This window comes from Prauserella flavalba (assembly GCF_003202235.1).
Classification (GTDB): domain Bacteria; phylum Actinomycetota; class Actinomycetes; order Mycobacteriales; family Pseudonocardiaceae; genus Prauserella_A; species Prauserella_A flavalba.
Genome location: NZ_MASU01000002.1, coordinates 401,108 through 415,762 on the forward strand (window position 1 = coordinate 401,108; position 14,655 = coordinate 415,762).

A 14,655-nucleotide genomic window follows, 5' to 3' on the forward strand; every position below is an offset into this window, starting at 1 on the left:
GCGAGTATGTCCATTTTCGGGCAGGTCTGGGTGTTCAGCGCGGTGGCGTTCGTGCTGGGCGCTCTGCTGGCCTGGCTCTTCCTGGTCAGGCCGGCCCAGCGGCGCATCCGGGAGCTGGAGCGCAGACTCGCCTCGGCCGAGAGCGCGCCCGTGCCCGCCCCGGTCAACGCGCCCGCCCCGGCTCCGGAGACCAGGACCTTCGCGCCCGCGGGCGAGCGGGAGGCGGAGGAGCCGGTGGCGCCCATGCCGTCGACCCGCCACTTCGAGCCCGCCGAGCCGGAGCCCGAGTCCGCCGAGATGACACAGCACATCGCCCCGGTCACCGACTGGCCCGAGCGCAACAGCCTCGCCGAGCACCGGTCGCGGCAGCCGGAGCAGGACGAGCGGCAGCCCGCCGAGGACGACTTCCACCTGGCCGACCAGCCTTGGGACCTGGAGCCACAGGAGCAGCCCGGTGTGTCCTCGGTGCTCGACGGTGGCGACACCGGTCAGGGGCGGCACGTGCAGCCCGAGCCGTACGACGAGGAACCCGCCGGTCAGCACCGCGAGCCGGAGCCTTACCGCGAGCCCGAGCCCGAGCCCGAGGCTTACCGCGAGCCCGAGCGGTACGAGGAGCCCGAGCCCGAGCGGTACGAGGAGCCGGAGCCCTACCGGGAGCCCGAGTCCTACCGGGAGCCGGAGCCTGAACCACAGCCCGAGCCCGAACCTCGCCCGGCGCCCCGCAAGGCCCCCAGCCTGTTCGAGCCGGTGCCGTTCGACATGGAGGACGAGGAGCCCGAGCCGGAGCGCAGGGAGCCCGAGGCCCCGCCCGCCTACGCGTTCGGCGAGCCCGGCGCCACGCCCGATGCCGAGGACGCCGTGGAGCAGACGCAGGTGCTGCCCAAGCGCCAGCCGAGGAAGTCGCCGCTCGGTGGGTTCGAGCCGCCGAGGCCGATCCAGCCGTCGATGCGGGCGATCGAGCGGCGGGAGCCGGAGTCCGACGGCGGTGCGCACAGCGGTTCCCTCTTCGAGCCCGCCGTGGCGCCGGGTGGTGCGGCACCACCCGCCCGTGAGTCCACAGCGGACGGTGAACTTCCCCCTGGCCCCTTCGGTCCTGGCTCGGCGATGCCGCGTCCCGGTGGCGGGAGGCCGTCGGAGGAGTTCGCCGTGAAAGCGAGCGTCACGGCGCTGCGCTACTGCACTGAGGACTCGGCGCAGTTCCCGCGCATGGTGGCCGAGGTGTGGTTCCGTACGCCCGCCGACGCCGAGCGCGTCGGCTTCCGCCCGTTGTCGTAGCAGCTCCACTCGCGCAGTCGGCAAAGGCCCCCAAGGCCACCTTAGGTGCGTTGAACGCACCTAAGGTGGCCTTGGGGGCCCGTTGGGTTCAGGGGTCAGGCGACCGTCCAGGTGTCCTTGCCGGTGAGCAGGGCCTGCAGGTTCGGGGCCTTGGCCTGGGCGGCCTGCTCGACCTGGGCGCGGGCCTGGTCGTCGTAGGTGGGCCGCTCGACCTGGCGGAAGATGCCGGTCGGGGTGTGGTTCAGGTGCTGGTCGCCGATCCGGGACAGCGCGAACGCGTAGGACGTGTCCTGGATCGTCGGGTCGTGGACCACGAGGTCGTCCTCGCCGATGTCGGCGACCTTGCCGACCTCCAAGCCGCCCCAGCCGCTGCGGGTGACGCCGTACTCGCCCTCGGGGCCGAAGCGAATCGGCTCACCCGCCCTGAGTGGGATGATCCGCTGGGCGGCCTCGTCCTTGTCCTTGAGGACGTCGAACGCGCCGTCGTTGAAGATCGGGCAGTTCTGGTAGATCTCCACGAACGCGGAGCCGCGGTGCTGGGCGGCGGCGGTCAGGACCTCGGTGAGGCCCTTCTTGTCGCTGTCGAGCGCGCGGCCCACGAACGACGCCTCGGCGCCGAGCGCCAGCGAGACGGGGTTGAACGGCGTGTCCAGCGAGCCCATCGGCGTGGACTTGGTGACCGTGCCCTGGTCGCTGGTGGGCGAGTACTGGCCCTTGGTCAGCCCGTAGATCCGGTTGTTGAACAGCAGGATCTTGAGGTTGACGTTGCGGCGCAGGGTGTGGACCAGGTGGTTGCCGCCGATGGAGAGCGCGTCGCCGTCACCGGTCACGACCCACACGGACAGGTCCGGACGAGTGGTGGCGAGGCCGGTGGCGATCGCGGGCGCACGGCCGTGGATGGAGTGCATCCCGTAGGTGTTCATGTAGTACGGGAAGCGGCTGGAGCAGCCGATCCCCGACACGAACACGATGTTCTCGCGCTTGAGACCCAACGTCGGCAGGAACGACTGGATGGTGTTGAGCACGACGTAGTCGCCGCAGCCGGGGCACCAGCGCACTTCCTGGTCGGACTTGTAGTCCTTGGCCTTCTGCGGTTCGTCCGTCGCGGGGACGAGGTCCAGCCCGCCGAGGCGGGGTAGGCCCAGGTCGGTGGCGGTCATCAGCGCGCGACCTCCTTGGTGCTGGTGATGATGTCGGTGAAGACGCCCTCGAGCTCCTCCGCCTTGAACGGCAGCCCGGCGATCTTCGTGTAGGAGTTGATGTCCACGAGGTACTTGGCGCGCAGCAGCATCGCCAGCTGGCCGAGGTTCATCTCCGGCACCACGACCGTGTCGTAGCGGGAGAGGACCTCGCCGAGGTTCGCGGGGAACGGGTTGAGGTGCCGCAGGTGCGCCTGCGCGATCGGCAGGCCCTTCTTGCGGACCCGCCGCGCCGCGGCGCCGATGGGACCGTAGGACGAGCCCCAGCCCAGCGCCAGCACGCGCGCCTCGCCGCCGGAAGGATCGTCGACCGTCAGGTCCGGCACGTCAATGCCGTCGATCTTGGCCTGGCGCAGCCGCACCATCTTGTCGTGGTTGTCGGGGTCGTAGGAGATGTTGCCCTTGCCGTCGGCCTTCTCCAGACCACCGATGCGGTGTTGCAGACCAGGCGTGCCGGGCACGGCCCACTCGCGGGCCAGCGTCTCCGGGTCGCGCACGTACGGCCAGTGCTCACCGGAGCCGTCCGGCGCGTTCGGCTCGGTGGCGAACACCACCGACAGGTCCGGAAGCGTGCCGACGTCGGGGATGAGCCACGGCTCGGAGCCGTTGGCGATCGCGCCGTCGGAGAGCAGCAGCACCGGCGTGCGGTAGGTCAGCGCGATCCGGGTGGCCTCCAGCGCGGCGTCGAAGCAGTCCGCGGGCGAGCACGGCGCGATGATCGGCACCGGCGACTCGCTGTTGCGGCCGAACATCGCCTGCAGCAGGTCAGCCTGCTCCGTCTTGGTCGGCAGACCCGTCGAGGGGCCACCGCGCTGCACGTCGATGACGATCAGCGGCAGCTCGGTCATCACGCCGAGGCCGATGGTCTCCGACTTGAGCGCGATACCGGGACCCGAGGTGGAGGTGACACCCAGCGCGCCACCGTAGGCGGCGCCGAGCGCGGCGCCGATGCCGGCGATCTCGTCCTCGGCCTGGAACGTGGTGACGCCGAAGTTCTTGTGCTTCGATAGCTCGTGCAGGATGTCCGACGCCGGGGTGATCGGGTAGGTGCCCAGCAGGATCGGCAGCTTCGCCAGCTGTCCGGCCGCGACGATGCCGTAGGCGAGCGCCGTGTTGCCGGTGATCTGCCGGTAGGTGCCCTGCTCCAGCTTCGCGGGGGCCACCTCGAACGTGGTGGCGAACGACTCGGTGGTCTCGCCGTAGTTCCAGCCCGCACGGAAGGCCAGGATGTTGGCCTCGGCGATGTCGGGCTTCTTGGCGAACTTCTCGCGCAGGAAGCGTTCGGTGCCCTCGGTCGGCCGGTGGTACATCCACGACAGCAGGCCGAGCGCGAACATGTTCTTGCAGCGCTCGGCGTCCTTTTTGCCGAGGCCGGTGTCGGCGAGCGCGCCCTGCGTGAGGGTGGACATGGCCACGCGGTGCACCTCGTACGCCGAGAGCGAGTCGTCGCCGAGCGGGTCGGCGTCGTAGCCCACCTTGGTCAGGTTGCGCTTGGAGAACTCGTCGGTGTTGACGATGACGGTCCCGCCATGCGGAACGTCGCCGAGGTTCGCCTTCAGGGCCGCGGGGTTCATCGCCACCAGCACGTCGGGGCGGTCGCCGGGCGTGAGGATGTCGTAGTCGGCGAAATGCACCTGGAAACTCGACACGCCGGGGATGGTGCCCTGAGGGGCGCGGATCTCGGCGGGGAAGTTCGGCAGGGTGGCCAGGTCGTTGCCGAAGGCCGCCGCCTCCGAGGTGAACCGGTCGCCCGTCAGCTGCATACCGTCGCCGGAGTCACCGGCGAAGCGGATGACGACTCGATCGAGCTGGCTGACCTCGGTGGGTCGCGTCGCCGACAGCGCGCCAGTGCCACTGCCGTTCGCACTCGTGCTCATGGGCCAGGAAATCCCTCTCTCACGACTGGGCGCGCACAGCGCTAATACTTCGAGATTACTTGGTGTTTGGGTGGGGCCGAGAGCGGTGTGATCTGCCTTACCAGCGACCGGCTGCAGCGCACCGGTGGATCCCAGCTTCTGAGATCAGCTCTCCGGGTTCGGAGGGCGTTCCAGCAGGGTCGAGAGCACCACGGTGGACACAGTGCGGTCGATGATCTCCAACCCGCGTAGGCGCTCCAACGCGGATTCGAGGTGGTGAATGTCCGCTGCCCGTAGGTGCACGATCGCATCGGCTGCTCCAGAAACAGTGTAGGCCGCCACGACCTCCGGCAGTGGTTCGAGGTGCGTGCGGATCCTGGCAGGTGAGACGTTGCCCTGGCAGTGGACCTCCACGAACGCCTCGGTGCCCCAGCCGAGTGCCTCGGGATCCACCACCGCCGTGAAGCCCCGCAGCACGCCCGTGTCGACCAGCCGGTCGACCCGGCGTTTCACCGCGGGAGCCGACAGCCCCACCACCTTGCCGATCTCCGCGTAGCTCGACCGCGCATTGGAGACGAGGCACGAAACGATCCGCTGATCCAACGTGTTCATACGCAACATTCTGCACGTGTACGCGCAATCAACATCGATTGATTGCGGGATCAGGCGGACATACATTCGAATCATGACGGAAGTCCCGCCGCTGCCCGTGCGTGTTCCGACGCCCCGCCACTACCTGATGTGCCCGCCTCGGTACTTCGCCGTCGAGTACGCGATCAACCCGTGGATGGACCCGGGCAAGCCCGTCGACACCGACCGCGCGCTCGCGCAGTGGACGGAGCTGCGAGACACCTACCGCCGGCTCGGGCACACGGTCGACGAGGTGCCGCCTGAGCCGGGGCTGCCCGACATGGTGTTCGCCGCCAACTCGGGCACGGTGATCGACGGGCGCGTGCTCGGCGCGCGGTTCCGGGCGCCGCAGCGGGCCGCGGAGGCCGAGCATTTCCGGCGCTGGTTCGTGGAGCACGGCTACCGCGACGTCACGATGCCGAGGCAGATCAACGAGGCCGAGGGTGACTTCGCCTGGACGGGCAGGCTGCTGCTCGCGGGCACGGGGTTCCGTACCGACCCCGCGGCGCACGCGGAGGCACAGGAAACGCTGGGCGTGCCCGTGGTGTCGCTGCGTCTCACCGACCCGCGCTACTACCACCTGGACACGGCGTTGTTCGTGCTCAGCGAGGCGACCGAGGCGGCGCCCGCCCGCGTGGCGTACTACCCCGAGGCGTTCTCGCGGGGCTCGCGGCGGGTGCTGGAGCGGTTGTTCCCCGACGCGGTGCTCGCCACGGCGGCCGACGCGGCGTGCTTCGGGCTCAACGCGGTCTCCGACGGCCGCAACGTGGTGCTGCCGGTGGAGGCGACGGGCCTGGCCGGCCGGCTCGCCGCGCTGGGCTACGAGCCGGTGTTCGTCGACATCTCGGAGTTGCGCAAGGCGGGCGGCGGCCCGAAGTGCTGCACGCTGGAGCTCCGCAAGTAGCACCGGCCCGGATGCAGTGAAGGCCACCTTCACTGCGTTCAACGCAGGCATGGTGGCCTTCACTGCATCTGGCGGACCCTGCGGGTGAGGAGGCCGCGGCGCGGGGCGAAGAGCAGGGCCAGCAGGAAGAGGGCTCCCGCGGTGAGGCCGATGGTGCCCGGGATGGACGTGTCGAACGCGACCGCGGCGCGCTGGCCTCCGAACGCGCTCAGCCAGCCCACCGCGACGGCGACCACGAGCATCGTGCCGACCCGCCGCACCAGCAGCCGCGCCGTGGAGGCGGGCACCACGAAGAACGTGATCACCAGGATCGCGCCGACGCTGTCGAAGGCCACCACCGCGAGCCCCGCGACCGCCACCAGCAGCACCTGACTGACCAGCCGTCCCCGCAGGCCGCCCAGCTCCGCGAAGTCCGGGTCGAACGTGCTCGCCTGCAGCGGCCGCCACAGCAACGTCACGAGCAGCACCGTCGCGAGCGTCGCGCCGCCGGTGATCACCAGTGAGCGGGGGACGTCGGCGCCGGCGATCTCGATCGTGCGCAGCGGCGCGAAGGTCACGTCGCCGAAGATCGCCGAGTCGAGGTCGATGTGCGCGCCCGAGGCGAACCGGCTGATCAGCAGGATTCCCATCGAGAACAGGGCGGGGAAGACGAGCGCGAGCGCCGCGTCGGAGCCGACGATGCCGGTGCGCCGCAGCCAGTCGAACCCGGCGACGCAGGCGACGCCGAACGCCGTCGCGCCGAGCACGGTCGCCAGCGACGCGCGTTCGCCGGTGAGCAGGAAGATCAGCACGATCCCGGGCAGCACCGCGTGGCTCACCGCGTCGGGCAGCAGTGCCTGACGCCGCAGCACGAGGAAGCTCCCGAGCAGGGCGCACGCCGTGGAGAGCAGCCCCGTGATCACCACGATCATGACGTCATCGGGCGACACGGGCCCTCCTCCGCCTGGTCCTCGCGACGATGCCCCTGCGTGGTGCGAACGTCACCGACAGCACCGCGACAGCCGTCGCGAGGAGCACGATCACCGGGCCGGCGGGCAGCTCGGCCCGCCCGGACAGGACGCCGCCGACCGCGCCGCACGCGGCGCCGACGGCGCCCGAGAGCGGCACGAGCGTGGCGAGCCGCTTCGTGAGCTGCCGGGCCGTCACCACCGGCGCCACGAGCAGCGCCACCATCAGGATCGCGCCCACCGTGCGTACCCCGAGCACCACGGCGAGCGCGAGCAGGCCGGTGCTCGCGACGTCGACCGCCCACGTCGGCACACCGGCGACCGAGGTGAACCCGGGGTCGAACGTCGCCGAGCGCACCAGCCGGAAGCCCACCAGCAGCACGGTCAGCGCCACCGCGCCGAGTGCGAGCGCGAGCATGATGTCGCGCTCGGTGAGCCCGGCCGTCTGGCCGAGCAGGTAGGAGTTGAGCCCGGACTGCTCGCTGTTGCCGCTGCTCGCGATGTGGGTCAGCAGCACGATGCCGAGCGTGAGCGACACCGACAGCACCACGCCGATCGCGGCGTCGGGGCGCAGCCGGCCGGTGCGTTCCAGTGCGATCATGGCGAACGCCGCGAGCGCGGCGGAGATCGTGGCGCCGAGCAGCAGCACCTCGGGCACCTTCGCGCCCGTGACCAGGAACGCGACCGCGACGCCGGCGAGGGTGCCGTGACTCATCGCGTCGCCGAACATGCTGCGCTGCCGCAGCACCGCCAGCGGGCCGAGCGCACCCGCGACGAACCCGACCACGGCCGTGCCGACCACCACCACCGCGTCGGGATACGACAGCGGGAGCGCGTCGAGCAGCCAGCCGATCATCGGTTCAGCGCCAGCGGGGCCATGCCGTACGCGCGCTCCAGGTGCTCTGCGGTGAGCACCTGCTCGGGCGCGCCCTCGGCGATCACGGTGCCCGCGAGCAGGACGGCGTGGTCGAAGCGGTCGAGCACGGTGCGCAGATCGTGGTGCACGGCGATCACGGAGCGGCCCTCCTCGCACAGCGATGTGAGCACCTCCAGCAGCGCCGACTCGGTGCGCGCGTCGACGGCCGTGAACGGCTCGTCGAGGATGATCAGGTCCGCGCCCTGGGCGAGCGCGCGGGCCAGGAACACGCGCTGGCGCTGCCCTCCGGAGAGCTCGTCGATGGGGCTTTCGGCGAGGTCGGAGACGTTCACCTGCTCCATCGCGGCGGCCACCAGCTCGTCGTCCTCCCGGGTGAGCCTGCGCAGCCAGCCGCGGTGCGGGTAGCGGCCCATCTCGACCACCTGGACGGCGGTGATGGGGAAGTCCTGCGCGACGCTGTCCTGCTGCGGCACGTAGGCGACCCGGCGGCGGACGCGCCGCAGCGGTTCGCCGAGCAGCGTGACGTGCCCGCGCACGGACGGCACGAGCCCGAGCGCGGCCTTGACCATCGTTGACTTCCCTGCGCCGTTGGGGCCGACGACGGCGGACAGCGTCGCGGGCGGGATCTCCACGCTGACACCGTCGAGCACGGTTCGCCCGCCGTAGGAGGCGCTGACCTCGTGCAGTCTCAGCGCGGAAGCCGGCTTCACCACGGTCGTCGTCATCGCAGTCCCTCCACGAGCGTCTCGGCGTTGGCGCGCACCATGCCGAGGTAGGTGCCCTCGGGTGTGCCGTCGTCTCCAGCGGCGTCGGAGAAGAGCTCGCCGCCGATCCTGATGTCGCTGCCCTGTCTGCGGGCCGCCGCGAGCACGGACTCGAGCGTCTGCCTCGGCACGCTCGACTCCACGAACACCGAGCGCACGCCGCTCGCGGCGATGCCGGCGGCCACGCGCGAGACGTCGGCCGTGGTCGCCTCCTGCTGCGTGGAGATCCCCTGGATCGCGACGACTTCCATGCCGAAGGCCCTCCCGAAGTAGCGGAACGCGTCGTGTGAGGTGACGAGCTGCCGGTGCGCGGGCGGGATCCGCTCGATCAGCGCGCGCACCTCAGCGGCCATCGCGAGCACGTCCGCGCGGTAGGCGGCACCGTTGCGGCGGTAGTCCGCGGCGTGCTCCGGGTCGAGCTTCGCGAGCTCGTCGGTGACGGAGTCGACCACGTACACCCACAGGTGCGGGTCGAACCAGACGTGTGGGTCGTGCTCCTCCTCGGGGGCCGCGCCCGCCGGAGGCGAGAGCAGCTTCTCCTCGGGAATGGCCTCGCCCGCGAAGAGCACCGGTTTGGTTCTGGCGATCTCGTCCAGCGTCTGTTGCAGCGACCCTTCGAGGTAGAGGCCGACGGCGATCACCGCGTCCGCCTCGCGCATCTCGGTGAGGTCGCTCGCCTTGGCCTGGTACAGGTGCGGGTCGACGCCGGGGCCCATGAGCCGCACGGTCTCCACGTGCTCGCCGCCGATGCGGCGTACGGTGTCGTCGAGGAAGTTCGTGGTGGTGACCAGGCGCAGGCCCTCGTGCGCCGGATCGGCCCCCGGCTGCATGGCGTAGCCGACGGCCCCGGACAGCGCCAGCACGAACACGGCGGCGAGCGCGACGAGCAGCCGCGCGTCGCGCCTGCGCGCGTGCCGCCTGCGACGCGCGGTGTCCCTGATCCGCTCGGTGTCCATCGCCCTTCCCAAAGTTCGGTGCAACGAACTTTAGCGTACGCCGCGTCGAACACAACCATGACGGCGAATGTCTCACAGCCATTCCGCATTTTCGGAAATGCGGAAACGTCACAGGTCTCATTTGGGAATCGCCTCGCGCCGCTGTCCGAATTCGCTGTAACAACGGACTGCTGGCCAGCGAATCAGGCTTTGCACGAACACCGCGGCCAAGGAGCCAAGTAGATGACAACATGCCGATTGTGCGGCTCCGCGAGCATGGCAGGTGTCGTGGATCTCGGGGCGACGCCACCGTGTGAGCGGTTTCTGACGCGAGACCAGCTCGACGAACCGGAAGTCACGTATCCGCTGCATCTGCGTGTCTGCACCGAATGCTGGCTCGCCCAGATCCCGCCGCTCATCACGCCGGAGGACACTTTCACCGAGTACGCCTACTTCTCGTCGTACTCGCAGTCCTGGGTGGACCACGCGCGGCGTTTCGTCGAGGGTGCGGTGGACCGTGCGGAGCTGGACGAGAACTCGTTCGTCGTCGAGGTCGCCAGCAACGACGGGTACCTGTTGCAGCACGTGGTGTCACGGTCGATGCGCTGTCTTGGCATCGAGCCCTCGGTGAACGTCGGACAGGCCGCGCGTGACAAGGGAGTTCCCACGCTCACGGCGTTCCTCGGCCCGGAGACGGGGGCCGAGGTCCGCGCCGAGCACGGTCCCGCGAACCTGGTGGTGGCCAACAACGTCTACGCGCACATCCCCGACGTGGTGGGCTTCACGCACGGACTCCGCGCGCTCGTCGCCGACGACGGCTGGGTGTCGATCGAGGTGCAGCACCTGCTGACGCTGATCCAGAAGGTGCAGTACGACACGATCTACCACGAGCATTTCCAGTACTACACGGTGGAGTCGGCGCGAAGGGCGCTCGCCGTGGGCGGCTTGTCCGTTGTGGACGTCGAGCTGTTGCCGACGCACGGCGGTTCGATCCGGCTGTGGGCGCGGCCGTTCGAGGTCGCGGGCGAGCCGAGCGCACGCATGGTGGACGTGCTCGCCCGTGAGAAGGCCGCCGGACTGCACGAGCTGAGCGGCTACACCGCGTTCGCCGCCGAGGTGGACCGCGTGCGGCTGGACCTGCTGCGCTTCCTCACCGACGCGGCCGCGAACGGCAAGACCGTGGTGGGCTACGGCGCGCCCGGCAAGGGCAACACGCTGCTTAACCACTGCGGCATCCGGCCCGACCTGCTCGCCTACACGGTGGATCGCAACCCCTACAAGCACGGCCGGTACACGCCGGGCACGCGGATCCCGATCCTGCCGCCCGAGCAGATCGCGCTCGACCGGCCCGACTACGTGCTCGTGCTCCCGTGGAACCTCAGGGAAGAGCTCACGGAGCAGTTGTCCTATGTAGACGAGTGGGGCGGACGGCTGGTGTTCCCGATCCCACGACTGGAGATCGTCGAGGTGGCATCGTGAAGGTCGTTCTCTTCTGCGGCGGGTACGGCATGCGCATGCGCAACGGCACGGCCTCGGACGTGCCCAAGCCCATGCAGATGGTGGGCCCGCGCCCGTTGATCTGGCACGTGATGCGCTACTACGCGCATTTCGGGCACACCGAGTTCATCCTGTGTCTCGGCTACGGTGCCCATCACATCAAGGACTTCTTCCTCAACTACGAGGAGACCACGTCCAACGACTTCGTGTTGCGGGGCGGCAAGGCGGAACTGCTCTCCACCGACATCTCGGACTGGTCGATCACGTTCGTGCAGACCGGCATCGAGTCGGCGATCGGGGAGCGGCTGCGCCGGGTGCGCCACCACCTCGACGGTGACGAGATGTTCCTCGCGAACTACGCCGACGTGCTCACCGATGCTCCGCTGCCCGACATCATCGAGCGGTTCTCCACCTCCGACGCGGGTGCGTCGATGATGGTGGTGCCGCCGCAGTCGTCGTTCCACTGCGTGGAAATGGACGAGGGCGGCATGGTCGGTTCGATCACGGCGGTGAGCGAGATGCCGCTGTGGGAGAACGGCGGGTACTTCGTGCTGCGCCAGGAGATCTTCGACCACATCCCGGAGAACGGCGACCTCGTGGCCGACGGCTGCGGTGAGCTCGCCAAGCGCGGCAGGCTGCTCGCCTACCCGTACCGGGGCTTCTGGAAGCCGACCGACACGGTCAAGGAGCGCGCCGCGCTCGACGAGGCGTACGCCAGGGGCGATCGGCCGTGGGCGCTGTGGGAGAACGGGCGAGAGGTCGCGAGGACGGCGTGATCCGACTGCTCGCCGACCGGCTCACGCGGGTCGTGGCGCTCGGCGCCCACTGTGACGACATCGCCATCGGCGCCGGGGGAACGTTGCTGACCCTGTGCTCGGCGTGGCCGGGGGTGCGGGTCGAGGCGCTCGTGCTCTCCGGCGGCGGCACCGACCGCGAGGACGAGGAGCGTGCCGCGCTCGCCGCGTTCTGCCCCGGCGCCGACGTGGACGTGACCGTGCTGAAACTGCCCGACGGGCGGCTGCCCGCGCACTGGGACGAGGCGAAGTCCGCGCTGGAGGAGCTGCGCAGGCGCACCGAACCGGAGCTGGTGATCGCGCCGAGCACCGGCGACGCGCACCAGGACCACCGGGGGCTCGCGCGGCTGGTGCCCACCGTGTTCCGCGACCACCTCGCGCTCGGCTACGAGATCGTGAAATGGGACGGCGACCTCGGCACGCCCTCGGCCTACCAGCCGCTCTCGCGGGAGATCGCCGAGGAAAAGGTGCGTCTGCTGCAACAGCACTACCCCTCCCAGCGACATCGTCCTTGGTACGACCGGGAGGCCTTCCTCGGGCTGGCCCGGATCCGCGGCATCGAGTGCGGGCAGCACTACGCCGAGGGCTTCTACACCCACAAGTTCACTCTTGCCCTGGAGGGCTGAGACATGCGTGTGTTGCTGACCGGGCACAAGGGCTACCTGGGCACGGTGATGGCGCCGGTGCTCGCGGCCGAGGGCCACGAGGTGATCGGCCTCGACTCCGGTCTTTTCGACGACTGCGTGCTCGGCCTGTTGCCCGGCGACCCGCCCGGTCACCGAGTGGACCTGCGCGACGTCGGCCCCGAGCACGTGTCCGGCATCGATGCGGTGATCCACCTGGCCGCGCTGTCGAACGACCCGCTCGGCGCGCTCGCGCCGCAGCTCACCTACGACATCAACCACCACGCGGCCGTGCGGCTCGCCGAGCTGGCCAGGGCAGCGGGGGTGAGCCGGTTCCTCTACGCCTCGACGTGCTCGGTCTACGGCGCGTCCGGCGGTGCGGGGCTCGTGGACGAGGACGCGCCGCTTCGGCCCGTGACCCCGTACGCCGAATCGAAGGTCAAGGTGGAGGGCGACGTCGGGGCGATGGCCGACGACGACTTCACGCCGGTGTTCATGCGCAACGCCACCGCGTTCGGCTACTCGCCGCGGCTGCGTGCCGACATCGTGCTCAACAACCTCGTCGGGCACGCCGTGCTCTCCGGCGAGGTGCTGGTGCTCTCCGACGGCACTCCGTGGCGGCCGCTCGTGCACGCCGTCGACATCGCGCGCGCGTTCGCCGCCGCGCTCGCCGCGCCGAGGGAGGCCGTGCACAACCGGGCCTTCAACATCGGCACCGAGCGCAACAACGTCACCGTCGCCGAGATCGCCGAGCAGGTGGTGGAGGCCGTGCCGGGCGCGCGGCTGCGGATCACCGGCGAGGCAGGCGCCGACCCGCGCTCGTACCGCGTCGACTTCTCGCGCTTCCGCGAGGCCGTGCCCGGCTTCGACTGCCAGTGGAGCGTCAAGGACGGCGCGGTGGAGCTCGTGGAGGCCTACCAGCGCTTCGCGCTGACGTCGGAGGACTTCGCGCGGCGCTTCACGCGGCTGGCGTGGCTGCGGGACCGGATGGACGACGGCACCGTCGACGACACCCTGCGCGGGCAGTGATGAGTCCCGGCGCCGAGATGCACGCGCTGGTGGAGCGGCTCTACCCGCTCTGCCGCAGCATCACGGGTGACGGGGTGCGCCGGACGCTGGAGATCGTCGGCGAGTATGTGCCGTTGCGCCTGCACGAGGTGCCCACCGGCACGCAGGTCTTCGACTGGACCGTGCCGAAGGAGTGGAACATCTCCGACGCCTGGATCGCCGACGCCGAGGGCAAGCGTGTGGTGGACTTCGCCGAGTCGAGCCTGCACGTGGTGAGCTACAGCGTCCCGGTGTCGGCGACGATGAGCCTCACGGAGCTGCGCGAGCACCTGCACACGCTGCCCGACCAGCCCTCGCTCGTGCCGTACCGGACCAGCTACTACTCGCCCGACTGGGGTTTCTGCCTTTCGCAGAACGCGCTCGACGCCCTGCCCGACGGTGACTACGAGGTCCGGATCGACTCGACGCTGGAGGACGGGCACCTCACCTACGCCGAGCACGTGGTGCCGGGCGAGGTCACCGACGAGGTGATCGTGTCGTGCCACGTGTGCCACCCCTCGCTGGCCAACGACAACCTCGCCGGCATCGCCGTCGCGACGTTCCTCGCGCGGGAGCTGGCGCGGCGGGAGCCGTACTACACCTACCGGTTCCTGTTCGTGCCCGGCACGATCGGCTCGATCACGTGGCTGGCCCGCAACGCCGAGCGCATCGGAAAGGTCAAGCACGGGCTCGTGCTCGCCTGCGCGGGCGACCCCGGATCCTTGACGTACAAGAAGAGCAGGCGCGGCGACGCCGAGATCGACCGCGTCGTCCAGCACGTGCTCGCCGGGCGCGAGCACACGGTGGTGGACTTCTCGCCGTACGGCTACGACGAGCGGCAGTTCTGCTCGCCAGGATTCAACCTCGGCGTCGGCTCGCTCACGCGCACGCCCTATGCGGGCTACCCCGAGTACCACACCTCCGCCGACAACCCGGACTTCGTGACCGCGGAGGCTTTGGCCGACACGCTGGCCGCGTGCCGGGACGCGTTCTCGGTGCTCGACCGCAACCGTCGCTACGTGAACCTGAGCCCGTACGGCGAGCCGCAGCTCGGCAAGCGCGGGCTTTACGGCTCCCTTGGGGGCCGTAGCGACGCCGGAAGAGACACCGCAACGGGGGGTGGTGGGCGGGGCGACGGGAGGGCACAGCTCGCGATGCTGTGGGTGCTCAACCTCTCCGACGGCGACCACACGCTGCTCGACATCGCGCAGCGTTCTGGCATCGCCTTCGACGCGGTGGTGGCCGCCGCCGACGCGCTGTACGCCGCCGGGCTGCTCGCCCCGGCCCCGCCCGCGAGGGAGTGAGCG

14 protein-coding genes are annotated in these 14,655 nt (G+C 70.3%); 7 read left to right on the forward strand and 7 right to left on the reverse strand.

Features of this window, described 5'->3' with window-relative positions; translation table 11 throughout:
• Nucleotides 1–6: 6 nt before the first annotated feature.
• Nucleotides 7–1,275, forward strand: a complete 1,269-nt coding sequence (locus BA062_RS04300) for a sunset domain-containing protein (protein ID WP_110334696.1) — start codon at nt 7–9, stop codon at nt 1,273–1,275.
• 95 nt (nt 1,276–1,370) lie between these two features.
• On the opposite strand, the gene BA062_RS04305 is transcribed toward BA062_RS04300, so the two are convergent.
• The 3 genes from BA062_RS04305 to BA062_RS04315 form a co-directional block, all read right to left on the reverse strand.
• On the reverse strand, nt 1,371–2,435 hold the full coding sequence (locus BA062_RS04305; protein WP_110334697.1) for a 2-oxoacid:ferredoxin oxidoreductase subunit beta: 1,065 nt from the start codon (nt 2,433–2,435) through the stop codon (nt 1,371–1,373).
• Nucleotides 2,435–4,351: a 2-oxoacid:acceptor oxidoreductase subunit alpha gene (locus BA062_RS04310; RefSeq protein ID WP_110334698.1), complete on the reverse strand. Its 1,917-nt coding sequence runs from the start codon at nt 4,349–4,351 to the stop codon at nt 2,435–2,437. The genes BA062_RS04305 and BA062_RS04310 overlap by 1 nt, the downstream gene beginning before the upstream one ends.
• A gap of 144 nt (nt 4,352–4,495) precedes the next feature.
• The gene (locus BA062_RS04315; RefSeq protein WP_110334699.1) at nt 4,496–4,942 is read right to left on the reverse strand and encodes an Lrp/AsnC family transcriptional regulator; all 447 of its coding nucleotides are present in this window, start codon (nt 4,940–4,942) and stop codon (nt 4,496–4,498) included.
• A 73-nt stretch (nt 4,943–5,015) separates the two neighbouring features.
• Between BA062_RS04315 and ddaH the strand changes: the two genes are divergently transcribed.
• A complete protein-coding gene (ddaH, locus tag BA062_RS04320; RefSeq protein ID WP_210406757.1) occupies nt 5,016–5,864 on the forward strand; it encodes a dimethylargininase in 849 nt (282 codons plus the stop codon).
• Nucleotides 5,865–5,923: 59 nt separating this feature from the next.
• On the opposite strand, the gene BA062_RS04325 is transcribed toward ddaH, so the two are convergent.
• From BA062_RS04325 to BA062_RS04340, 4 genes are read right to left on the reverse strand one after another with little or no spacing between them, the layout of a single operon-like run.
• Nucleotides 5,924–6,793, reverse strand: a complete 870-nt coding sequence (locus tag BA062_RS04325; protein WP_110334700.1) for a metal ABC transporter permease — start codon at nt 6,791–6,793, stop codon at nt 5,924–5,926.
• Entirely contained in the window at nt 6,780–7,667 is an 888-nt protein-coding gene (locus BA062_RS04330) for a metal ABC transporter permease (RefSeq protein ID WP_110334701.1), read from the reverse strand. The genes BA062_RS04325 and BA062_RS04330 overlap by 14 nt, the downstream gene beginning before the upstream one ends.
• Nucleotides 7,664–8,413, reverse strand: a complete 750-nt coding sequence (locus tag BA062_RS04335) for a metal ABC transporter ATP-binding protein (RefSeq protein ID WP_110334702.1) — start codon at nt 8,411–8,413, stop codon at nt 7,664–7,666. Before BA062_RS04335 ends, BA062_RS04330 begins: the two co-directional genes overlap by 4 nt.
• Nucleotides 8,410–9,408: a metal ABC transporter solute-binding protein, Zn/Mn family gene (locus BA062_RS04340; RefSeq protein WP_110334703.1), complete on the reverse strand. Its 999-nt coding sequence runs from the start codon at nt 9,406–9,408 to the stop codon at nt 8,410–8,412. Before BA062_RS04340 ends, BA062_RS04335 begins: the two co-directional genes overlap by 4 nt.
• A gap of 222 nt (nt 9,409–9,630) precedes the next feature.
• Here BA062_RS04340 and BA062_RS04345 point away from each other — a divergent pair, with 222 nt between their 5' ends.
• The 5 genes from BA062_RS04345 to BA062_RS04365 are packed head-to-tail and all read left to right on the forward strand — an operon-like array spanning nt 9,631 to nt 14,652.
• The gene (locus BA062_RS04345; RefSeq protein WP_110334704.1) at nt 9,631–10,866 is read left to right on the forward strand and encodes a class I SAM-dependent methyltransferase; all 1,236 of its coding nucleotides are present in this window, start codon (nt 9,631–9,633) and stop codon (nt 10,864–10,866) included.
• Nucleotides 10,863–11,660, forward strand: a complete 798-nt coding sequence (locus tag BA062_RS04350) for a glycosyltransferase family protein (RefSeq protein WP_110334705.1) — start codon at nt 10,863–10,865, stop codon at nt 11,658–11,660. Before BA062_RS04345 ends, BA062_RS04350 begins: the two co-directional genes overlap by 4 nt.
• Complete coding sequence (locus tag BA062_RS04355) at nt 11,657–12,304, forward strand: PIG-L deacetylase family protein (RefSeq protein WP_110334706.1); 648 nt, start codon at nt 11,657–11,659, stop codon at nt 12,302–12,304. Before BA062_RS04350 ends, BA062_RS04355 begins: the two co-directional genes overlap by 4 nt.
• Nucleotides 12,305–12,307: 3 nt before the next feature.
• Nucleotides 12,308–13,330 carry an NAD-dependent epimerase/dehydratase family protein gene (locus BA062_RS04360; RefSeq protein ID WP_110334707.1) on the forward strand — a complete coding sequence of 341 codons (1,023 nt, stop codon included), beginning with the start codon at nt 12,308–12,310 and terminating at the stop codon, nt 13,328–13,330.
• Complete coding sequence (locus tag BA062_RS04365; protein ID WP_110334708.1) at nt 13,330–14,652, forward strand: DUF4910 domain-containing protein; 1,323 nt, start codon at nt 13,330–13,332, stop codon at nt 14,650–14,652. Before BA062_RS04360 ends, BA062_RS04365 begins: the two co-directional genes overlap by 1 nt.
• The last annotated feature ends 3 nt before the right edge of the window (nt 14,653–14,655 follow it).